Here is a 21,645-nt window from a genome sequence, read left to right on the forward strand (position 1 = left end):
CCGCGATCACCGCCGCGAGGCGTGATCGCGGCCTGCGGTGTCTTCGCTCAGAGCAAGCCGCCGTTGGCGCGAATGGTCTGGCCGTTGACCCAGTGGCCGTGTCGGCCGCGGAGTCGTCAGTAGTGCACGGCGCGGAGGTTGCGGGCCAGCACTTCGACGCGATGCCGCTGGAGTTGCGTGAATTCCTCGGGATGATGGATCTCCACACTCAGTCGCCCGGCGAAAGTGCTGATGACGCAGGTGCCGCCGCCCGGTTGCTGTGGACGGCGGCCGGTCAGGTCAGGCTTCGCGAGCATGGTGGAGTGGAAGTCGTCGATGCGCAACTCGTCCTGCTCGGGTAGCGGCGGGATGGTGCCCCAGTTGGTCGCGATGACCACGCCGGGCAAGGCCGGTCGCGGCGCCGCCGCCATGTCGGGGATGCTCAGCGGCGTGCGCTGCACGATGCCCGCGGCCAGGCCCGCATGCAGCGCCTCGCTGATGCCGCGGGCCGATTCCACCAGCGTCACGTCGGATGCGGGGGAGAGGTAGTTGGCGAAGCCAAGGACGTTCGTCCCTTCGGTGGCGTCGATCTCCGGACTCACCCTGGTCCGCAGGTCGACGGAGTACAGGTAGAGCAGTCCGGTGAGCGGTAGCTCGCGGATCTCGGCTTCGGTGCGCAACAGCGCCGCCGACACCAGACCGTGCACCGTGACGTTCTCGCGATGTCCGAGGGCGACCAGGGCCGCGGTCTCCTCCCGGGTGAGCAGGCATCGAGTGGTGCGCAGCGCCGGGTAGTCGTCGTCGCGCGGCGGCGGGGCCTGCGGCGCGGCGGCTGCGGGCGCGGCGCCGGGCAGCGCCATCTTCTCGATGCCTCGCGCCGCGAGCAGCTGCTCGACCGGTTCGGGGAATCCGTGCGCCGGCGGCTCGGGCGTACCCGCGCCGACCGCGTCCCGATACCCGGTCCAGAATTCGGTGACGATGACGAACGCGTGGAACGCGTCCGCGATGCTGTGATGGATCACGAGGGTGACGCTCGCGGTATCGCCGTCGCGCACCACGCACAGCCCGCAGACGCCTGTGCGCTGGTCGAATTTTCCTGCGGCGAGAGGGGATTCGGGGTTGCCGTCGGCGACGAAGATCGGCGGTGCGGCATCCGTCGCGGTGAAGACGCGACCGCCGTCCGCGGACAACTCGATGCGGGCGCGCAGGATCGGATGCGCCCTGGCGACGGCCTCGAAGGCGGTCGTCAACGCGGGCAGGTCCAACCGCCCGGATACCCGTGCCACGTAACCGATGAAGACCTCGCCCGCGGCGAACATCTCCTCGCTCGGGGCAAGCCGGCGGATCACGTCGACCACGATGATGCCTTTCCTTCGCTCCGGGCGAAGACTAGCCCGAACACCGTTGCACTCGCGCATCATTCGCTCAAATAGGACGAACGGGACATGAACCCTTGCCGGAGCCGGGAACTGGATGTGTCGGATGATCGGATCACCTCGATAAGCTCCCGGTGGTCGAAAGCGAGCGGAGCATGTTGCCAATCCCCGTCACCGAGTCGAATACCGTTCGTCCGCGCACGGCGGTCGTGCGATGACCCGCCGCGGGTGGGCGCTCTTCTCGGCAATGGGCGTGATCTGGGGCGTGCCGTACGCGATGATCCGCGTCGCGGTGGCGGATCTCGACCCGATCGTGGTCGCCTTCGGCCGCACACTGATCGGCGGACTGCTGCTCCTGCCGGTCGCGTTCTACGCGAACGCGCTCACGCCGGTGTTCCGGCGGTGGCGGCCGCTGCTGCTGTACACCCTGGTGGAGATCACCGGGCCGTGGTTGCTGATCGGGTACGCCGAGACCACGCTGCACAGCTCGACCGTCGGCCTGCTGATCGCGGCGGTGCCGCTGATCGCGGTGGTGATCGTGACCGTGCTCGGCCACGACCGGTTCGACGCGCGCCGGGTGCTCGGCCTGCTCGTCGGGTTCGGCGGTGTCGCCGCGCTCGTCGGCTTGGACGTCGACCTGGGGAATCCGGCGGCGATCGCCGCGATCGGGCTGACGACGGTCGGTTACGCGGTCGGTCCGATCGTCATCGATCGCGCGCTGGCCGATCTGCCCCCGCTCGGTGTGGTGACCGCATCGCTGCTGCTGGCGGCGACGATCTACGCGCCGTTCGCGGGTTGGCGGTGGCCCGCGCGCGTTACCGCCGACGCGGCCTGGTCGGTGCTCGGCCTCGCGGTGATCTGCACGGCGGTAGCGTTCCTGTTCTTCTTCGCGCTGATCGCCGAGGTCGGCCCGGCCCGTGCGACCGTGATCACCTATATCAACCCCGCGGTGGCGATCCTGCTCGGCGTCACGGCGCTCGGCGAGCCGCTGACCGCGGGCATGGCGATCGGGTTCCCGCTGGTGATCCTGGGTTCGGTGCTCGGTACCGCGCGCGGGCGCGACGAGGCGCGGACGGACTTGGCCGCGCCCGCGACGCCGGAGGCGGCCGTCCCATTACCCGAGACGTAATCGCCACGGGGCGCGGGTCCGCCGAGTATCGGGTACGCACCGCTCGAACGGGTGGCGTCGTTTCGAGAGGACCTCTCGTGTCGGTCACCGTGTCCGCCACTCGAGCGGTGGTCGAAGAGTTTGTTGCGGCGAATCCCTTCCACAGTCTCGCCGTCGCCCGGGCATTCGATCCGGGGGAGTAGGTAATACGCTGCTCGGGGTGCTGAATTCGACCGCAGACTTCGCAGACGACCACCCCGACGTCGCCGTCACCCGCGCCGCCTACGACGACGTCGCCGAGCTCTACACCGAGCTCTTCCGGCACCACCTCGCCGGCGCGGTGCTCGATCGGGCGATGCTCGGCGCGTTCGTGGAATCGGTGGCCGCCAACGGTTCCGGTCCGATCGCCGATCTCGGCTGCGGGCCGGGGCGGATCACCGGCCATCTCGCGTCGTTGGGGGCTCAGGTGTTCGGCGTCGATCTCTCGCCGCGCATGGTGGAGCTGGCCCGCGTGGAACATCCACAGCTGCTTTTCACCCAGGGTTCCGTCGAACAGCTACCCATAGGCGACGAGGCGCTCGGCGGTGTAGTGGCGTGGTACTCGTTGATTCATCTTCCGCCGGATCGCGTGCCGCACGTGTTGAGCGAGTTCCATCGGGTACTCGCAGACAAAGGGCACGTGTTGCTGGCTTTCCAAACGGCCGACCAGCCGGATGCGGTGGAAGCCTTCGACCACAAGGTGACTCGCGCCTACCGGTGGGCGCCGAAACGTCTCGCGCGCCTGCTCGGCGACGCCGGGTTCACCATGATCGGTCGCATGGTGCGCGAGCCGGAGCCGGAGGAGCGGTTCGGGCAGGCCTACCTACTGGCCTCGAAGGTTCGGTGATTCACCGAACGCGGTCCGTCGCGCCCGGGTAGGTTTGTCGTGTCGCGGCGGTTTCATGGCTGCGCGGGCCCGCCGACAACGTGGTCGATTCGAACTCCGAACATCTTCACCATGTCGTCAGGGGGCGACTCATCATGGAATTCATCGCGCCGGTCGATGCCGTCTTCTTGCTCGCCGAATCCCGGGAACAGCCGATGCACGTGGGAGCGCTGCAACTGTTCGAGCCGCCGGAGGACGCCGGAGCGGACTTCGCCGCGCAGGTGCACGACAAGCTGTTACGCAGTACCGACGTCGATCCGGCCTTTCGCAAACATCCCGCGACGATCTTCGGATCCCCACAGATGGCGTGGACGTATGCCGAGGACGTGGAACTCGACTATCACGTGCGGCGGCTGGCCGTGCCCGGACCGGGACGGATGGACCAGCTCGTGGAGCTGGCCTCCGGGCTGCACAGCAGTCTGCTCGACCGGCACCGCCCGCTGTGGGAGTTCCATCTGATCGAGGGCCTCGCCGACGGCAGGTTCGCGCTGTATTCGAAGATGCATCACGCGTTGATCGACGGCGTTTCCGCCCAGCGCCTCCTGCGCCGCACGCTGACCGGCGATCCGTCCTCCAGCGCCACGCGCGTGCCGTGGCACCTGCCTCGGGGCAGGCGCCGGACGCCATCCGGTGCGGGTGGTGCGGCACGAAACCTGCTGTCCGCCGCGACGTCCGGCGCATCGATGCTGCGTGCGGCGCGCACCGCGCTGGCACGCCAACAGCTGACCCTGCCGTTCGCGGCCCCGCGCACCATGTTCAACGTCCCGATCGGCGGCGCGCGCCGTGCGGTGGTGCGGTCCTGGCCGTTGGAGCGGTTGCAGCAAGTGAAGAAGGCGACCGGCTCGACGCTCAACGACGTGATACTCACCATGTCGGCGGGCGCGCTGCGACGGTACCTGCTGGAACGAAATGCTCTGCCGGACAAGCCGTTGATCGCGATGGTGCCCATGTCGCTGCGCGCCGAGGACGACGACGAGACCAACGGGGTGAAGGTCGGCGCGGTGCTGTGCAACCTCGGCACCGACATCGCCGATCCGCTGGAACGCCTCCAGGTGGTCGCCGCGTCGATGCGCGACGGCAAGGACATGTACCGCACGCTGTCGTGCAACCAGACGATGGCGCTGTCGGCGCTGATGCTCAGCCCGCTGGCCCTCAATCTCGTGCCCGCGCTGATCCCGTGGACCAATCCCACCTTCAACATCGTCATCTCGAACGTGCCGGGGCCGCGCGAGCCGATGTATTGGAACGGAGCGCGTCTCGACGCGAGCTATCCGCTGTCCATCCCGTTCGACGGCCAAGCGGTGAACATCACGCTCACCTCCAACGCGGGCAATCTCGACTTCGGCCTGGTCGGCTGCCGCCGCAGTGTGCCGCAATTGCCGCGACTGCTCGATCACTTGGCGGAGTCGCTGGCCGAACTGGAGCGCGCCACCGGCTGACCGCGACCGCGCATTCCCCAGAAAACTAGAACGTGTTACTGTCGAGGCATGGTGCATCGGCCAGTCGGGGACGCCGCAGCCGCTTCATGGCGATATCAGCGGCTCGCGGTGGACTCGACGTGCGGCGACCGGGCCGAACCGAGCAGCACTTATGTAACTCGTTCTAGTACATCTGCGCCGCGCCGTTCGCGGCGGAGCAGTTAGGGAGACCAGCACGCCATGCGTACCGAAATCTGCGAACGGCTCGGGATCGAATTCCCCATCTTCGCCTTCACCCACTGCCGCGACGTGGCGGCCGCGGTCAGCAACGCGGGCGGGCTCGGCGTGCTCGGCGCCGTCGGCTTCACCGCCGAGCAGCTCGAGGTCGAGCTGACCTGGCTGGACGAGCACGTGCAGGGCGTATACGGCGTCGATCTGGTGATTCCGTCCAAGTACGAGGGCAAGGGCATCGATGGATTGAGCCCGGAGGAACTCGAAGCCAAGCTGGCCGAACTGGTTCCCCAGGGCCACCGCGACTTCGCCGAGAAGATCCTCGCCGACCACGGCGTGCCCAAGCTGCCCGAAGGCGAGCACCACAACCAGCTGCTCGGCTGGACCGCGACCACCGCGGGACCGCAGGTGGAGGTGATTCTCCGGCATCCGAAGGCGAAGCTGGTCGCCAACGCCCTCGGCACCCCGCCGGAGGACGTGATCAAGCAGGTGCAGGATTCCGGCCGTTTGATCGGCGCGCTCTGCGGTTCGGTCAAGCACGCGCTCAACCACAAACGCGCCGGCCTCGACTTCGTGGTCTGCCAGGGCACCGAGGGCGGCGGCCATTGCGGCGAGGTGTCATCGATGGTGCTGTGGCCGCAAGTCATCGATGCCGTCGGCGACCTGCCGGTGCTGGCCGCGGGCGGCATCGGCAACGGCAGGCAGGTGGCGGCCGCGATGGCGATGGGCGCCGCGGGCGCGTGGACCGGCTCGGTCTGGCTCACCGTCGAGGAAGCCAACGTGCCGCCCGCCCAGATGCAGACCTACATCGACGCCACCAGCCACGACACCGTGCGTTCGCGCGCATGGACCGGCAAACCCGCCCGCATGCTGCGCAACGACTGGACCGAGGCGTGGGAGCGGGCCGATACGCCCGACCCGCTGCCGATGCCGCTGCAGATGATGGTCGCGCTGGAGGGCGTGAAGCGCGGACACCGCTATCCGGAGGCCGCCAAGGACGTCAACTTCAACCCCGTCGGCCAGATCGTCGGCATGATGAACCGGGTCGAGCGTTCCGCGGACGTGGTCAACCGCCTGATCCAGGAGTACGTCGAGGCGTGCGAGCGCCTCAACAAGCTCAACGGCGGGGCCTGAGTCCGGGCACCGATTCGAGACGATGCTGCCGCGCGGTGGGGCCGCGCGGCATCCGTCCGGACGAGTCCGGGAGATCGCACCGGCGTCGAGGCGGCCACCCTCACGCCGGTGCGACCCCGGGCCGAACTCGATCGGCACAGAAGGACTCACGCCCCTGAAAGTCCTGGCCGGGGAGACGGTTTCGTCTCGTTCGTCATCGCTCCCGGCAGTCCGACCACCCTTGCGGAGTCGGGACCAATTCATCCCATTCGCCCGGATATCGTCTGGGACAGAAGAACTCGCAGAACCAGGCGGTCGCGTCGATTTCGACGCGATGAGCGGGGCGGATGCGCGAGGTCGGGAAAATCGTCCCAGACGGAGTGTGCGGTGTACGAAACAGCTAGGCGGTGGCGGCCTGGTTCTCGTCTGCGCTTTCCGCCACGCCGACCACCAATTCCCCGAAGCGCGCGATGACCTTCTCGTGGTACATGCCGAAAAGATCCTCGAACAGCGCCAGCTGAGCCTCGCTCGGCCCCGACCCGGAGTCCCACACCGCGGCCAGCGCCCGCCAGACCAGGACGTGCAGATCCGGCGCGCCCGCGAAGTACGCCTCGATCGCCTCCGGCACCTCGAGCACCGTCTCACCGATCGAGTTCAAGATCGCGCGCTGCATGGGCAGCCCGAGCGCGGTCAGCAGCCCGCGCACCAGCGCGACCTCCAGCGCCAGCATCTGCCGCAAGTCCGGAACCTGCTGACGCGCCAGGGATTCGAGTTCGTCGATGGTGGATTTCAGTTCGGCCGAATCGATCCGATGTTCGCCACCGGTGTAGGCGAGCAGCGCCTCCAGCACGAGATTGCGCTCGACGTCGACGATGTCGCGGAACATCTCCATCGCGATGTCCGGCATGGGAATCGAGAATCGGAACAGCTGGCGGTACACGTCCACCCCGCCCGCCTCCCGGACGTCACGGATCGTGAATCCCTTGCCGCGCCGGGCTTCGACGAAACCGTACGACTCCAGCCTGCCCAGTGTCAGCTGCGCGGTCGCGCGGTTCATCTCGAATTCCTCGGCGACCTGACGCACCGACGGCATGAGATCCCCCGGCTGATATTCCCCCGCGGCAACCCGGCGCGCCAGCTCGTCGGCAACGTCGGCGACCACCGTCTGGGATCCCATCGAAGTCACCTTTCGACTACTTTCGAATACGTCCCAGACAGTCTAAGCCCTACTGTCGGGTACTGCACGTATGTCACACTTGGGCCCGCGACTGTGAGGTGAGTCATGACCATCCGGCCCATCGGAGAGCGCCCCGAGCCGGGGACCGCGGGCAAGCGATCCCGGCTCTTCGCGTCGCGCGCCCATGGTAAACCGCCTGTTCACGGCGCTGTTCGCGGCGCCAAGTTCGCCGCGCTGCCGATGGCGTTCGCCGGACGGCAGGCCGCGGGTCTCGGCAAGCGGGCACTCGGCAGATCGGCCGAAGAAGTCAATCGCGACATTCAGCTCCGCACCGCGCAGCACATCTTCGAAGTGCTCGGTGAGCTGAAGGGCTGTGCCGCGAAGCTGGGGCAACTGCTGGCCATCTACGAGCTTGCGCTGCCGCGGGAGTTGGCCGAGCCGTACCGGATCGCACTCAGCAGGCTGCAAGACGCGGCGCCCGCGATGCTGCCGCACACCGTCCACGCCGCCATGGCCGAAAGTATGGGCGCGCAATGGCGTTCGTACTTCCGCGAATTCGACGATCGACGCGCCGCCGCCGCCTCGCTCGGGCAGGTGCACCGCGCGATCTGGCACGACGGCAGACCGGTCGCGGTCAAGGTGATGTATCCCGGCGGCAGGCAGGCGGTGGCGCGCGATCTGGACCATCTGCGCCGGATCTCCTATCTCGCCGCTGTTTTCCTGCCGGGCGCGGACGTCGAGTCGGTGACCGAAGCGATCTGCGCGTCGGTCGCCGGAGAGCTCGATTATGCGGCGGAAGCCGATCATCAGCGCGCCTTCGCCGCGGCTTATGCCGGTGATCGGGACTTCCATGTGCCGAATGTGGTTGCACAGCAAGGCGACGTGCTGATCAGTGAATGGATCGACGGCACGCCCGTACCGCGCATCGTGGCCTCCGGCACGCAGGCCGAGCGGGACCGGGTGGGCATGCTCATGGTCCGCTTCGTGACCTCCGGCTGGGCTCGCCACGGTTTGCTGTACGCCGATCCGCATCCGGGCAACTTCCGCGTGCTGCCGGACGGCCGGCTCGGCGTCATGGATTTCGGCGCGTGCTGCGCGTGGCCGCCCGCGGGTTTCGGCGAACTGACGCTCGACTGCTGCAAAGCGATATTCCGCGGCGGCCCTGGCGATCTGGCGGACGCCACGCGCAGGCACGGTTTCGTGGAGAACGGACAGGCCCTCGACAGCGATGCGCTCTACGCCGCGATCACACCGTGCGGTGAGCCCTTACGGCACGAGACCTACCGCCTGACCACCCGCTGGTTGCGCCGACAAGTGTTGCGCACCACCAACCCTCGATTGACCAATGTGGTGCGGCAGATGACCATGCCCGCCTACTTCACGCCGTTCGCCCGCTCGTTCCTCACCCTGGTCGGCGTGCTCGGCCAGCTGGAGGCCGAAGGACCGTACCGCGACGAAATCGTGCGATGGGTACCGGAATTGAGCGAAGCGTTCGTCCCGGACGAAGCGTCGGAGGCCGCTGCGCCGGCGGTGGACCTGGCCGACGCGCGGAGAAGGCGAGCCGAGGCCGGTAAGCGGAACATGCCGATCGGATAGTTCCGGTTACTCTGAGACGCAGGCGTATTCGGCGCTCCGCCGCGTAGGAGGTCCTCGATTCAGCAGTTCGCCACAATTGTCTGGGACAGGTGGCCTATTCTTGCGACAGCCACGCCCGCCACTGCGGATCGATGAGCGCGGCGATCTCTTCGTAGCCCGCCGCGCCGGGGTGCGCACCGTCGCCCGCGCGTACCTCGGCGGCCCACACCGCGTTCTCGCGCAGCGGCTGGTGCACGCGCACGTACGGCACCTCCGAAGCGGCACAGACCTGCGCGAATCGCTCGTCCAGCGCGGCGGTGCGGGCATTGTGCTCGTCGTCGGCGATCGGCGGCGGAGCGACCATCAGCACCGGCCATTCCCGCGCGGCCGCCTGCGCGAGCAGCTCGCCGAGGTTGGCGACCGACTGCTCGGGTGCCACCCGCGGACCGCCGTTCTCGTGCATGGCGTCGTTGACGCCGAACGACAGGACGACCCGCGCGTCCACGCCCTCCGGCAGCCGGGGTGTGCATTCGGCCCGGAAGCGCCGCACGATATCGGCCGAGGTCTGTCTGCGTACCCCGAGGTTGTAGGCGGTCAGGGGGATCCCTTCCGCATGCGCCGCGGACACGAGCCTGCCCGCCCACCCCAGAAAACCCGGGTCGCCGACACCTGCGACGAACGAATCCCCGACGAAACACACACGCAGATCACGCCTCACCCGCGTGATCCTCCCAGGGCCGAGACCGGCCCGCGCGTTCCGGGTACGGGCAATATGATCACGGAGGTTCGACCGGGAGGGACTAATGGTGACAACCGAGCCGGAACTCGCGACACCGCCGGTTCCGCAGTGGTTCGCAGAGTTGTTCGCCCATCGACGCTGGATCCGGCGCAGCAGACCCTTTCCGCACGTGTACGCCCGCGACGTGTTCGTTCCCGAGTTCTATCAGCGACTGGCCGAGCAACTGGAGCGGGTTCGCAAGGAACGTCCCGACCTGTTCGTCCCGGTCGCCGACGGCTACAGCGCCGACGGGATTCGGCTGGCCGACCTGCGCGACGGTCCGCTCGCGGTGTTCACCTCGCGTGAGTGGCACGACTTGGTCGCCCGGCTCTGGGGCGTCGACGCGACCGGCGACGTCGAAGGATCGGTGCACCACCACGGGCCGGGCAGCCCGTTCGGCTGGCCGCACAACGACCTCAACCCGGCCTGGTTCCCTGGCCCGCCGCCCGGTCCCGGCGAAGTGCGACTGCCCGACGCCACCGTCCACACCAAGACCGGTGCACGCGCGCCCGGCATCGTCGCCCGCGAGACCGTGCGCGCCGTCGCGGTGCTGTTCTACGTGGGCAATCCGGGGTGGCAGCCGGGCGACGGCGGCGAGACCGCGCTGTACGACCACGTCGCCGACGGAGCCGCGCTCCCGTCGGTGACCCTCGTGCCGCCGCTGGACAATTCGCTGCTGCTGTTCGAGGTCACTCCGCGCACCTGGCACACGTTCGCGGGCAACAACGTCAAAGACCGCAACAGCGTGGTGATGTGGGTGCATCGCGCCAAGGCGGACGCCGAAGGGCGCTGGGGAGGAGACAAGATTGTCCACTGGTGAACGCCGCGTCTGTCTGTTCACCGGCGCGAGCGGCACGCTGGGCGACGCCTTCTGCCAGGCCTACTACCGCGACTACGACATCGTCGCCGTATGCCGCACCCGCACACCCGCGGTGCCGTCACAGCTGGAGTGGTACGTCGATCCGCTGGCGCCGGACGCGGCCGTGCCGGAGAACGCTTCCCGCCTGTTCGTGGTGCGGTCCGATCTCACCCAGCCGGGCGAAGTGGAACGGGTGGTCGACCTGGCGCTGGCCCGGTTCGGCGGAGTCGACCTGCTGGTGAACAACGCGGCGCACATCCGGCTACACCCTGGCGGCATCATCGACGGCGACGCCGCGCTGGACGACTTCGATCCGCACTTCGCGCTGAACGTCGCGGTGCCACTGCGACTATCGGCGCGGCTGGCGCAACGATGCTGGATGCACACGGGCCCGGAGAATCGTGCGCGCAATCGCAACATCGTCAACGTCTCGAGCATTTCCGGCTCGGAGGTCTACCCAGGACAGACGCTGTACTCCGCGTCGAAAGCCGCGCTCAACCAACTGACCCGCAATATCGCCGCCGAGTTCGCCGAGTTCGGTGTGCGCGCGAACGCCATCGCCCCGACCACCTTTCCGGTGCTGGTCCCCACCGAACAAGTCGCGCGGGCGATCGTCGAGCTGGACGCGAGCGCGGTGTCCGGTGGGGTGTACGGGGTGGGAGTCGAGCCGGAGCGAATGGACGGATCCTCGCTACGGCTCGCCGCACCGTGACCGGCTGACTACTCGCGCGGCGCGAGCCCGGTGGCCTGCTCGGACAGCGACCAGAGCCTGCGCGCGAGATCGGCGTCCAACGCCTGCTTGTTGCGCGGCGGCTCCAGGACGAAACGATGGAAGTACTGGCCGTTGATCGCCGCGCCGTCGGCGGTGGTGGCGAGGTGCACCAGCGGCTCGGCGCCTTTGTCCGGCCGGATGAAGAACGGGCGCGCCAGCGGAGACCGGACGAACCAGCCGAGGCCGAGCGGCGCGTTGTCGTAGACGTGCGTTGCGACCACACCGGGGTGGAAGGCCGCGGTGGTGATGCCGGTGCCCTCGGTGCGGCGGGCCAGCTCCCTGGTGAACAAGATGTTCGCCAGCTTGGACGCGCCGTACGCGCCGAGCTGGTTGAACGGGCCCGTCGCCGCGTTGGCCGTGTCCAGGTTCAGCTTCGCCATTCGGTAGGTCGTGCTCGCGGTGTTCACCACCCTGGCTCGCGACTGGGTCAGGCGCTCCAGCAGCAAATTGGTCAGCAGGAACGGAGACAGGTGATTGACCTGAAAGGTGAGTTCGTTGCCGTCGTCGGTGACCGTCCGCTTGGGCCACGCCCCGCCCGCGTTGTTCGCCAGCACGTCGATCGTCGGATACCGGTCGAGCAGTTGTTCGGCCAGCTTGCGCACGTCGTCGAGCCGGGCGAAGTCGGCGACGAACGGCTGCGCGCCCACCTTCGCCGCCACCTCGGCGGTCCGCTCCGGGGATCGGCCGACGACGGCGACGGCAGCGCCGCGAGCCGCGAGCCGCAGCGCCGCCGCGGCGCCGATGCCCGAGCTCGCGCCGGTCACCACCACCGTCTTTCCGGTGAGGTCCTGGTTCTGTGTCTGTTCCTGCGCTGCCATCGCTGCCTCTCGCAGATCGGATTAGGTGACCCGATCGTCTTCGGCGCGCGCGGGTTCGGCAAGTGCGGGCGCGCTCGAGTAGTGCTCGGCGATCTCGTCGCTGGTGGTCAGCCACACACCCGGGTGGCCCGCGACGTACTCGAGCGCTTCGTCCAGGTATTTGATCCGGAACGCCTGCCCGATCACGAACGGGTGCAGGGCCAGCGCCATGACCCGCCCGCTGTCGGCCGATTCGGCGTAGAGCTGGTCGAGCTGATCGCGCACGATCCGCACGAAGTCCGGTCCGCTGGTCGCTTTGCCGAGGAACAGCGTGTTGTCGTTGAGTTCCACCGAGTAAGGGACACTGAGCAGGCCGGGTACCGACAGGGGATAGGGCTGGTCGTCGTTGGTCCAGTCGAGGACGTAGCCGAGGCCGAGTTCGGCCAGCAGCGACGGGGTGCGGAAGGACTCGGTGAGGGCAGGTCCCATCCAGCCGCGCGGCCTGCGTCCGGTCGCGCGTTCGATGGTCGCGACCACGTCGGCGAGGTAGGCGCGCTCCTCGTCCGCCGGCACGTCCGGCTGGAAGATCGAGTTGTTCTTCCCGTGCGCGAGCCACGCCCAGTTCCGTCGCACCCCCGCCGCCACGATCTGGGGATTGTGCTCGACGACATCCGAATTCAGCAGCGCGCTGGCCCGGATGCCGTGCCGGTCGAGCACCTCGATGATCCGCCAGATGCCCACCCGCGGTCCGTAGTCGCGCCAGCCGTAGTTCAGCGGGTCCGGTGCCAGCCCGGCAGTGCCGGGAAAAATGCTCGTCGACGGCCGGTCAACCTGATAGTGCTCGACATTGAGCCCGACATAGAACGCCACCCTGGCGCCTCCGGGCCACCGCAGCGGCGGACGATCGACGATCGGGCTGTACTCGAAGAGTTCGTTGTCCATGCCCTCATGCTCGAACTTGACACTAATGTGAGGATCAACCTCGGCGAGGAGTGACGTGTGGCACACGGCGCCGTGGACCGGAGCCGGCGGCTGGGTTCCGCGAGCCTAGACGTGTACCCCGGCCGGTATCGTGCAGCGAACGCAACAACCGATTTCGTACGCACATGGGTGACTCACCGGGTACGCCCAGAAGGGGAGCAGCTTCCGCGCCACCCAACCAGTACGGCCTGAATACCCGGAGAGGCGGACCAGCATGCGAGTGGACGGGCGGGAGATCCCGGTCACGGGCAGCCTGCTACAGCCTCTGATCCGGCGCACCAGCGACATCGTCCGGGTCGTCCTCGCAACGCTGTGGGTAGCGGTCGTGATCGCGGCCTCGCTGATCACCCGCCCGGAATGGCTGGCGCTGGAACGCTCGGTCTCCAATATCGTCGGTTTCCTCAATCCCGACCAGTCGAACCTGGTCTATCTGGTCTACGGCATGGCGATTCTCGCGCTGCCGTTCGCGATCCTGATCGAGCTGATCATCGGCAGGCAGTGGAAGCTGCTGGCCGGCTACGCCGCGGCGGGGGCCGTAGCGGGATTGCTGTTGTCCATCACCGGCACCGGTCTCTCCGCGCCGAAATGGCATCTACAGGTGCCGGATCGGTTGGACACCTTCCTGTCCCAGTTCCTCGATGATCCGCGCTGGATCGCGATGATCGCCGCGATGCTGACCGTGGCCAGCCCGTGGCTGCCCACCCGGCCGCGGCGCTGGTTGTGGTTCCTGCTGCTGGCGTTCGCGCCGATCCACCTCGTGGTCAGCACCGTGGTGCCCGCGCGGGCCATGTTCGGGTTGGCGGTCGGCTGGCTGGTGGGCGCGGTGATCGTGCTCGTCGTGGGCACGCCCGCGCTGGAGGTCCCGCTCGACGCGGCCGTCCGGGTGCTCGCCAAACGCGGGCACACGGTCACCGGATTCACCGTGATGCATCCCGCGGGCCGCGGGCCGTTGGTGCTCGCCGCCGCCATCGAAGGGCCGGAACGCGAACTCGTCGTCGAGATGTTCGGCAAGAACCAGCGCAGCTTCGGCGCGCTGCGCCAGCTGTGGCGCTGGCTGACCTTCCGGTCCAGCGAAACCGCGGCCATGCACGGTTCCATGCACCGCGCGGTCGAGCATCGCGCGCTCATGGCGATCGCCGTCGCCGACCTGGGGCTCGCCAGCTGTACGCCCGTCGCGGTCGCCGCGCTGTCGCGTGGCTGGATGTTGTACGCGCGCACCAGGCCCTGCGGCACGGCGATCACCGAGCAGCCGCCCGAAGTGCTGCCCGGCGTGTGGCAAGCGCTGAACACCTTGCAGCAGAAGCAGATCTCGCACGGCGACCTGCGGCCGATCGACATCCGCGTCGCCGACGGCGTCACACTGTTCGGCGGCTTCGGCAACGCCGAGTACGGAGCGTCGGACGCGCAACTGCAATCCGACATCGCCCAGCTGCTGGTGACGACCACCGCGACGTTCGGCAAAGAGCCCGCGGTGCGCGCGGCGATCGACACGCTGGGCGAAGCGCGGGTGCTCGCCGCGGCGAGCAGGCTGGCCAAGTCCGCCATACCGACCGGCATCCGCAAAGCGGTCCCGGAATGGAAGGCCGCACTGTCGGACGCCCGCGACGAAGTGCGCAAACAGACGGGGCAGGACCGGATCGAAGCCGAGCAGATCACCCGGTTCTCCCGCAACCAGATCATCCAACTGGTGCTACTGGGCGGGCTGGTGTACGTCGCCTACCCGTTCATCAGCGCCGTGCCCACCTTCTTCACTCAGCTGCGCACGGCGAACTGGTGGTGGGCGCTGCTCGGGCTGCTGGTCTCGGCCCTGACCTACGTCGGCGCGGCGGCGGCGCTGTGGGCCTGCGCGTTCGGCGCGGTGAACATCCGGAATCTGCTCATCATGCAGGTCGCCAATACGTTCGCGGCCACCACCACGCCCGCGGGCGTCGGCGGACTCGCGTTGAGCGTGCGGTTCCTGCAGAAGTCCGGCATCGGCACGGTGCGCGCCACGGCCGCGGTGGCGCTGCAACAGGCGGTGCAGGTGATCACCCATGTCGGCCTGCTGCTCGCGTTCAGCATCCTCGCGGGCACCTCGGCGGACCTGTCGCATTTCGTCCCGGCTGCCACGGTGCTGTATCTCCTGGCCGGCGTCGGCGTCGGAATCGTCGGCGCGTTCATGTTCGTGCCGAAACTGCGCCGCTGGCTGAACAACGCGGTGCGGCCGCAGTTGCAGGAAGTCGTCGGCGAACTCGCCACACTGGCTCGTGATCCCAGACGGTCCGCGGTGATCATCGGCGGATGCGCCGCGCTCACCATCGGCATGGCGGGGGCGCTGTGGTCCAGCGTGCAGGCGTTCGGCGGCGGCACCACCTTCATCACCGTCACGATCGTCACCATGATCGGCGGCACCCTGGCCGCCGCCGCGCCGACCCCTGGCGGTGTCGGCGCGGTGGAGGCGGCGTTGATCGGTGGTCTGGCCGCCTTCGGCCTGCCCGCGAGCATCGCGGTGCCCTCGGTGCTGCTCTACCGCGTGCTCACCTGCTGGCTTCCGGTGTTCTGCGGCTGGGGCGCCATGCGCTGGCTGGCGAAGAAGGACCTGATCTAGGCGACTGCCGCGCCCTTCACGGCTTGGTCGCCAGTAGGACAGCGGTCGCGGGACGCACGACGACGAACTCGACGTCTCCGAATCCCTGTGCACGCAGGTCGTCTCGATATCGGCGGATATCAATGCCCGCCAGTGGATCACCGTGGTCGTGACCGGCATCGTGCGTGCGGTGCGCGGCGAACCGCGCCATGACTCGTACCACGGTGGAGAGCACCGGATCGGTCGGCAGGGTGTCGGCGAGCAGCAGCCTGCCGCCGGGACGCAGCACTCGGAACATCTGTGCGATGGCGTCGGCACGGTGCGCAGCGGGGATGTGATGCATCGCGAACGTCGAGGTCACCAGATCGGCAGAGGCGTCAGGGAACGGGAGCGCCTGGGCCGTACCGATTTCGAACCGGCAGTTGGGCAGGTCACGTGAGCGCGCCGTCGCGTAGTCGATCATCTGCGGCGAGGGGTCGACGCCGGTGACCCGGGCGGCGCGGCGGGCCAGCACGCGAGCGAGGTCGCCGGGACCACATCCGATATCGACGACCTCGGCGCCGGAACCCGGCTCGGCCAGCCCGGCGAGCCGGGCGTTCAGACGATTTCCCCGGCCGAGCAGCAGCGCGGCTTTGATGGCTCGGTAACGGCGCGGCTGGGTGAGCAGCACGCCGACCTCGCTGTGCGAATTGGTGGCAGACTGGTGTTCGTTTCCGGACATGAGTTCAGCATCTGCTCACATGGCCGAGCCGACCAGGATCAATGTCACGGAAACCGTCCGTAACCGGACGCGTACGAGACATTTGTCCGGGAGGCACCGTGCCGGAAGAACAGGACAACGCCGATCGCCGGGTCCGGCGCACCAGGGCAGCGCTGCACCGGGCGCTGATCGAGCTCATGGTCGAAGGCGTCTACGACCGGATCACCGTCCGCGACATCCTGGATCGGGCGGACGTCGGGCGGTCGACGTTCTACGCGCACTACCGGGACAAAGACGATCTGCTGCTGCGCAGTAGCACCGACTACCTGCGCGCGGCCATGGCCGCGGCGGAGACGGAGGCTCACGCTGCCGAACCGCTCGCGCCGGTGCGCACGCTGTTCGAGCTGGCCGCCGGTCACCCCGAGATCTACCGCGCCCTGCTCGGCCGCAAGAGCGGCACCGTGCTGCTGCGCACCACGCGGGTGATGGTCGCGCAGATCCTGGCCGAGCGGCTGCGCGCCCGGCTGACGATGCCGGAGGACGAGTTCGCGACCACCGTGACCTTCCTGTCCTGGGGCGTCGTCGGCCTGCTCGGCGCGATCGCCGAAGGACATCCACCGCTCTCGGCCGAAGCGGCGTACCAGCAGGTGATCCGCTTGATCGGTCCCGGGTTGACCGGACGGGCGCGCGACTGACTCTCCGAGCCGGCCGGTGCGTTGGCGATTCTCCGGCGAAGGGCGGTCAGCCGCTGATCAGTTCCAGCGCATCCGCGGCGCGCACGCTGCCCGCCGTGACGAGTTCGAGGTTGGCCAGCGCGGCCTCGTGCGCTTCCTGAATGGCGGCGGCCACGCAGTCGGCTACCGGGTGCACGGTGAAACCGAGATCCGTGCCGTGCCGTGCGGTCTGCTCGACGGTCAGATTGGTGGCGACGCCCGTGAGGAAGAGCGTCTCGATCCCTTGATCGGCCAACCACTCCGGCAGCTTGCTGCCCGCCAGGCCGGAGAGTTTCTGGTTGTCGAAGACTTCCGTCGGCTGTGCCGCCATCTCCGGAATGAGCGCGGCGCCTGGTGCATCCGGCCGGAACTCGGTCTGCGCCGCGCCGACCGAACGCATGAATCCGGTGTTGCGCACCAGCTCCCCCTCGCCGAGCGGAATGGTGAACCGGGTGAAGACCACCGGCAGTCGTGCCGCGAGTGCCGCGGCGTGGAACTCGGTCGCCCGCGCCACCACGCCCGAAGCTGCCACCGGTTCGGCCAGCATGGGACCGAAGAAGCCCTCCGGCCGAATGACATTCACTTGCCAGTGCAGCGCCAGCACGGCGGCGCGGATGCGTCGGATCGCCATGCGACGACCTTACGCATCCACGCGCGCGTGCATTGTCCGATTCACGTGAAACCGAACGCACCGTGCGCTCAGGACGAATAATCCTTGCGCAACTGGACTTTGACCACCTTGCCGCTCGCGTTGCGCGGCAGCTCGGGCAGCAGCACCAGCTCCTTGGGGTGCTTGTAGCGCGCCAGGTTCTCGTTGAGGAACGGTTCCAGCTCTTCCAAGGTCAATTCGTCGTCCGCGTTGTGCAGGGCGACCACCGCGACCGGCACCTCGCCCCACTTCTCGTGAGCGCGACCCACCACCGCGGCCTCCCGGATCTTCGGGTGCGCGAACAGGACGTTCTCCACCTCGGCGCAGTAGATGTTCTCGCCGCCGGAGATGATCATGTCCTTCTTGCGGTCTACCACGTAGATGAAGCCCTCTTCGTCCTGGCGGACCAGGTCGCCGGAGTGGAACCAGCCGCCCGCGAACGCCTCAGCGGTGGCCTCCGGCTTGTTCCAGTAGCCCTGCATGAGCGTCGGGCCGCGATAGACGATCTCGCCCACCTCGCCGGGCGCGACGTCGTTCATCTCGTCGTCGACGATGCGCGCCTGGATGGTGGGGATCACCTTGCCGACCGAGCCGAGCTTGCGGATGGCGTCCTTGCCTTCCAGCACGCAGGTGATCGGCGACATCTCCGTCTGCCCGAACACCGCGACGTTGAAGGAATTCGGGAAGCACTCGGCCATCGCGCGCAGCACGGTGTCGGAGGCGGGCGCGGCGCCCCAGCTGAGTACCTCCAGCGCGAGCTTGCGATCCTTCACCGTCGGGTGGTCGCACACCAGCTGCCACTGCGCGGGCACGCAGAACGCAGAGGTCGCCTGCTCGGCCTCCAGCGCGTCCAGGAACTCACCGGCGTCGAAGGCGCCGAGCGGATGCAGCACCGTCTTCGAGCCGAGCATGAAGGCCGGTGCGAGGCTGCCGAGGCCGGCGATGTGGAACAGGGGCGAGGTGCACAGTCCGATCGAGTCCGGTTCAAGCGCCAGCGCCCGGATGCAGGTCAGCGCCTGAGCGTTCATGTTCGCGTAGGTCAGGACCGCGCCCTTCGGGCTGCCGGTGGTGCCCGAGGTGTACATGATGAGGCTGGGGGTGTCCTCGGGGATGTCGAGCGGGGTGTGCGGCTCGCCTGTTTCGGCGATCAGGTCGTCGTAGCCAACCGCGCCGTCGGCCGACGCGCCGCCGATCACGACGAGGGTCTCCAGGGCCGGCGCCTGCGCCCGCACGGCGGCGGCCAGCGGCTGCAGCACGGTGTCGGTGACGACCGCCTTGGCTCCGCTGTCACCGACGATGTAGGCGACCTCCGGCGGCGTGAGCCGGAAGTTGACCGGGACCGCGATCGCGCCCAGCGCGTTGATGCCGAACACGGCCTCGAGGTATTCCGGGTAGTTCAGCGCCAGGATCAACACCCGGTCGCCGAAGCCGACGCCCCGCCGCGCCAGTCCGTCGGCGAACTTCAGCGAGCGCTCGTGCAACTGCCGCCAGGTCGTGTCCACGCCGCGGAACCGGATCGCGACCGCGTCCGGGCGCATCTGCGCGTGCACGGCGATCTGGTTGTTCCAGTGATTGCGCCGCGACCTGATCGGCTCGTCGAGCGCTGCTGCCCCGGTGGTCATTGCCACGAACTCCTCTCGGACCGCCATCGGCCCGCCGGGTTGTCCGACGGCGGCGACGGGCTGAATCGCGTGCAGAATAGCAACTAACTTAAATGCCCGGCAAGAGATTGCGGAATGAATCCGGGTTAATCAGTCCCGGTCAGCCCCCTTGGCCGCTCGGAAGTCTTCTAGCTGGCTATTTGATCTCGCACCGACCTGAGCGACTGCGGAAACGGGATCGAAGAAGATCGTCGAACATGCGAACCTCGGCTCACTTGTGAGTTGAAGGCAGGGCGATTCTCGTGTCACCATCGACCCCAACGGGCGAACCGGCACGCCCGCGCGAGATACAGGAGAAGCGCAATGCTGCGGACCAGGTTCACCGAGAAGTTCGGGGTGGAGCACCCGATCGTGCAGGGCGGCATGATGTGGGTCGGGCGGGCCGAGCTCGTCGCCGCCGTCGCCAACGCGGGCGGGCTCGGCTTCATCACGGCCCTGACCCAGCCGACCCCGGACGACCTGCGCCGCGAGATCGCGCGCACCAGGGAGCTCACCGACAAGCCGTTCGGCGTGAACGTCACCATCCTGCCGTCGATCAACCCGCCGCCGTACGCGGAATACGTGCAGGCGATCATCGACAGCGGCGTCGAGATCGTCGAAACGGCGGGCAGCAACCCGGAGCCCTTCCTGCCCTACTACAAGGACGCGGGCATCAAGGTGCTGCACAAGTGCACCAGCGTGCGGCATGCGCTGAAGGCCGAGCGGATCGGCGTCGACGGGGTGAGCATCGACGGCTTCGAATGCGCGGGCCATCCCGGTGAGGACGACGTTCCTGGCCTGGTTCTCATCCCGGCCGCGGCACGCGAACTCAGCATCCCGATGATCGCCTCCGGCGGCATCGCCGACGCGCGCGGCTTGGTCGCCGCGCTGGCCCTCGGCGCGGACGGCGTCAACATGGGCACCCGGTTCCTGTGCACGCGAGAGTCCTCGATCGATCAGAAGGTCAAGGAGAAGATCGTCGCGAACTCCGAGCGCGACACCCAGCTCATCTTCCGCACCATGCGCAATACGGCGCGGGTTGCGGACAACGAGATCAGCCGCAAGGTCGTCGAGATCGAGAAGGCCGGCGGCACCTTCGACGACGTGCGGGATCTGGTGGCGGGCGCGCGCGGCCGCCGGGTGTTCGAGGAAGGCGATCTGGACGCGGGCATCTGGTCGGTCGGACTGTGCCAGGGCCTCATCCACGACATCCCGACCTGCGCCGAGTTGATCGGCCGGATGGTCACCGAGGCCGAGCAGCTGATCACGGCCCGGCTGGCCGAAACCGTCGTGGTCGGCTGATCCGGGCTACTTGGCCGCGCGGGCGGTGACGGCCGCGTAGTCGTGGCTCGCGACGAGTTCGATGCCGTCGGGCAGCGCGTGCAGGCGGTGGATCGTGGTGAAGGCGGCGTCCCGGTCGGCGTCGAACAGCTTGCCGGGCATCGGCGCCTTCTCCCGCAGCAGCTCCACCTGCAACTTGCTCCAGACGGCGTCGCCCGCGAAAAGTACGCGGCTGCCGTCGTCCACCGCGAGCAGCACGCCGATGCTGCCCGGCGTGTGGCCCGCGAGATCGACCAGCAGCACGGAGCCGTCGCCGAAGAGGTCTTTGCTGCGCGGGAAGGTCAGCACCGGCGGTCCGTCCAGCTCGAAGCGGTCGAAACTGCGCCCACGCAGCGGACCGCGCGCCACACCGGCCGGTGCGTGCGGACCGCCCAGCGCCCACTCGTACTCGACCGCGGGCAACCGGATCTCCACCGAGGCGGGCAGCTCCAGCAGGCCGGAGACATGATCCCAGTGCAGGTGGGTCGGCACCACGAAATCGATGTCCGCGCCCGCGATGTCGTGCGCGGCGAGCGCGTCGGACAGCCCGAGCACCGGCTTGTCCGGCGCGACGAGCAGCGGAACCGGAAACGGCAGTTCGGGCAGCACGCGATCGTGCACGCCCGCGCACAGGGCGGGATCGACCAGGAAGCGCGCCTTCGGATGCTCGACCAGGAACGCCGCCATCGACAGCCGCATCTCCCGCAGGCTGCGCACGCCCTCGGCCACGATGGTGGTGGGCGCGGACATGGTGGCCTGGGTGAGCACGGTCAGGCGGACCGCGGCGCTCGCGGGCGGCGGCGGCAGCGCTTCGAGGTTCGCCAGCAGGGCGGCATCGGGGCGACGCGGCCGCAACAACCGGCCCGGCGTGGCCGCAAGCGCGGCGCAGCAGCGCAGCAGGGTGGGCAGAGTCGGCGTGCGCTCGGCACGGGTGGCGGCACCGCTGTCCGGTTCGGTCACGGTGCCAC

General features: G+C 68.5%; 19 protein-coding genes. 10 read left to right on the plus strand and 9 right to left on the minus strand.

The features are described 5' to 3' along the window. Positions 1-116: 116 nt before the first annotated feature. Positions 117-1,337 (minus strand): phthiocerol/phthiodiolone dimycocerosyl transferase family protein, encoded by a 1,221-nt coding sequence (locus tag ON21_RS29375; protein ID WP_051021461.1) that lies wholly within the window; start codon positions 1,335-1,337, stop codon positions 117-119. 232 nt (positions 1,338-1,569) lie between these two features. Here ON21_RS29375 and ON21_RS29380 point away from each other — a divergent pair, with 232 nt between their 5' ends. The 4 genes from ON21_RS29380 to ON21_RS29395 all read left to right on the plus strand — a co-directional run bounded on the left by ON21_RS29380 (position 1,570) and on the right by ON21_RS29395 (position 6,171). Further along, positions 1,570-2,484, plus strand: coding sequence for a DMT family transporter (locus ON21_RS29380; protein WP_039803218.1), 915 nt, complete (start codon positions 1,570-1,572; stop codon positions 2,482-2,484). Positions 2,485-2,683: 199 nt separating this feature from the next. Next, entirely contained in the window at positions 2,684-3,349 is a 666-nt protein-coding gene (locus ON21_RS29385; protein ID WP_245562782.1) for a class I SAM-dependent DNA methyltransferase, read from the plus strand. A 134-nt stretch (positions 3,350-3,483) separates the two neighbouring features. Next, positions 3,484-4,827: a WS/DGAT/MGAT family O-acyltransferase gene (locus ON21_RS29390; protein ID WP_039803219.1), complete on the plus strand. Its 1,344-nt coding sequence runs from the start codon at positions 3,484-3,486 to the stop codon at positions 4,825-4,827. A gap of 219 nt (positions 4,828-5,046) precedes the next feature. Continuing rightward, a complete protein-coding gene (locus ON21_RS29395; protein ID WP_039803221.1) occupies positions 5,047-6,171 on the plus strand; it encodes an NAD(P)H-dependent flavin oxidoreductase in 1,125 nt (374 codons plus the stop codon). A 379-nt stretch (positions 6,172-6,550) separates the two neighbouring features. Here ON21_RS29395 and ON21_RS29400 read toward each other — a convergent pair whose 3' ends face one another. Then, a complete protein-coding gene (locus tag ON21_RS29400; RefSeq protein WP_039803223.1) occupies positions 6,551-7,327 on the minus strand; it encodes a GntR family transcriptional regulator in 777 nt (258 codons plus the stop codon). 105 nt (positions 7,328-7,432) lie between these two features. Here ON21_RS29400 and ON21_RS29405 point away from each other — a divergent pair, with 105 nt between their 5' ends. Then, positions 7,433-8,923 (plus strand): ABC1 kinase family protein, encoded by a 1,491-nt coding sequence (locus tag ON21_RS29405; RefSeq protein ID WP_245562783.1) that lies wholly within the window; start codon positions 7,433-7,435, stop codon positions 8,921-8,923. A gap of 94 nt (positions 8,924-9,017) precedes the next feature. Here the strand turns inward: ON21_RS29405 and ON21_RS29410 are convergent, their stop codons facing one another. After that, on the minus strand, positions 9,018-9,620 hold the full coding sequence (locus tag ON21_RS29410) for a DUF459 domain-containing protein (protein ID WP_039803225.1): 603 nt from the start codon (positions 9,618-9,620) through the stop codon (positions 9,018-9,020). A gap of 85 nt (positions 9,621-9,705) precedes the next feature. Between ON21_RS29410 and ON21_RS29415 the strand changes: the two genes are divergently transcribed. Together ON21_RS29415 and ON21_RS36105 are read left to right on the plus strand one after the other, a co-directional pair. Beyond that, on the plus strand, positions 9,706-10,500 hold the full coding sequence (locus ON21_RS29415; protein ID WP_051021462.1) for a 2OG-Fe(II) oxygenase family protein: 795 nt from the start codon (positions 9,706-9,708) through the stop codon (positions 10,498-10,500). Then, positions 10,487-11,251, plus strand: coding sequence for an SDR family NAD(P)-dependent oxidoreductase (locus tag ON21_RS36105; protein ID WP_051021463.1), 765 nt, complete (start codon positions 10,487-10,489; stop codon positions 11,249-11,251). The genes ON21_RS29415 and ON21_RS36105 overlap by 14 nt, the downstream gene beginning before the upstream one ends. A gap of 8 nt (positions 11,252-11,259) precedes the next feature. On the opposite strand, the gene ON21_RS29425 is transcribed toward ON21_RS36105, so the two are convergent. Both ON21_RS29425 and ON21_RS29430 read right to left on the minus strand, forming a co-directional pair. Further along, positions 11,260-12,129 (minus strand): SDR family NAD(P)-dependent oxidoreductase, encoded by an 870-nt coding sequence (locus ON21_RS29425; protein WP_039803227.1) that lies wholly within the window; start codon positions 12,127-12,129, stop codon positions 11,260-11,262. Between the two features lie 21 nt (positions 12,130-12,150). Next, positions 12,151-13,050, minus strand: a complete 900-nt coding sequence (locus ON21_RS29430) for a polysaccharide deacetylase family protein (RefSeq protein WP_039803228.1) — start codon at positions 13,048-13,050, stop codon at positions 12,151-12,153. Between the two features lie 253 nt (positions 13,051-13,303). On the opposite strand from ON21_RS29430, the gene ON21_RS29435 reads away from it, so the two are divergent. Beyond that, positions 13,304-15,676 (plus strand): lysylphosphatidylglycerol synthase transmembrane domain-containing protein, encoded by a 2,373-nt coding sequence (locus tag ON21_RS29435; protein ID WP_039803230.1) that lies wholly within the window; start codon positions 13,304-13,306, stop codon positions 15,674-15,676. A gap of 16 nt (positions 15,677-15,692) precedes the next feature. Here ON21_RS29435 and ON21_RS36110 read toward each other — a convergent pair whose 3' ends face one another. After that, positions 15,693-16,376: a class I SAM-dependent methyltransferase gene (locus ON21_RS36110; protein ID WP_051021464.1), complete on the minus strand. Its 684-nt coding sequence runs from the start codon at positions 16,374-16,376 to the stop codon at positions 15,693-15,695. 98 nt (positions 16,377-16,474) lie between these two features. Between ON21_RS36110 and ON21_RS36115 the strand changes: the two genes are divergently transcribed. After that, entirely contained in the window at positions 16,475-17,050 is a 576-nt protein-coding gene (locus tag ON21_RS36115) for a TetR/AcrR family transcriptional regulator (protein WP_063821151.1), read from the plus strand. A 46-nt stretch (positions 17,051-17,096) separates the two neighbouring features. Here ON21_RS36115 and ON21_RS29450 read toward each other — a convergent pair whose 3' ends face one another. Then, the gene (locus ON21_RS29450; RefSeq protein WP_039803232.1) at positions 17,097-17,699 is read right to left on the minus strand and encodes a cysteine hydrolase family protein; all 603 of its coding nucleotides are present in this window, start codon (positions 17,697-17,699) and stop codon (positions 17,097-17,099) included. A gap of 68 nt (positions 17,700-17,767) precedes the next feature. After that, positions 17,768-19,339, minus strand: a complete 1,572-nt coding sequence (gene fadD5 / locus ON21_RS29455; protein ID WP_039803285.1) for a fatty-acid--CoA ligase FadD5 — start codon at positions 19,337-19,339, stop codon at positions 17,768-17,770. A gap of 342 nt (positions 19,340-19,681) precedes the next feature. On the opposite strand from fadD5, the gene ON21_RS29460 reads away from it, so the two are divergent. Beyond that, the gene (locus tag ON21_RS29460) at positions 19,682-20,659 is read left to right on the plus strand and encodes an NAD(P)H-dependent flavin oxidoreductase (protein WP_174372224.1); all 978 of its coding nucleotides are present in this window, start codon (positions 19,682-19,684) and stop codon (positions 20,657-20,659) included. Between the two features lie 6 nt (positions 20,660-20,665). On the opposite strand, the gene ON21_RS29465 is transcribed toward ON21_RS29460, so the two are convergent. Continuing rightward, positions 20,666-21,637 carry an MBL fold metallo-hydrolase gene (locus tag ON21_RS29465; protein WP_174372225.1) on the minus strand — a complete coding sequence of 324 codons (972 nt, stop codon included), beginning with the start codon at positions 21,635-21,637 and terminating at the stop codon, positions 20,666-20,668. Positions 21,638-21,645 lie beyond the last annotated feature (8 nt).

The sequence above is a fragment of the Nocardia araoensis NBRC 100135 genome (assembly GCF_000308435.1).
In the GTDB taxonomy this organism is placed as follows: Bacteria; Actinomycetota; Actinomycetes; order Mycobacteriales; family Mycobacteriaceae; genus Nocardia; species Nocardia araoensis.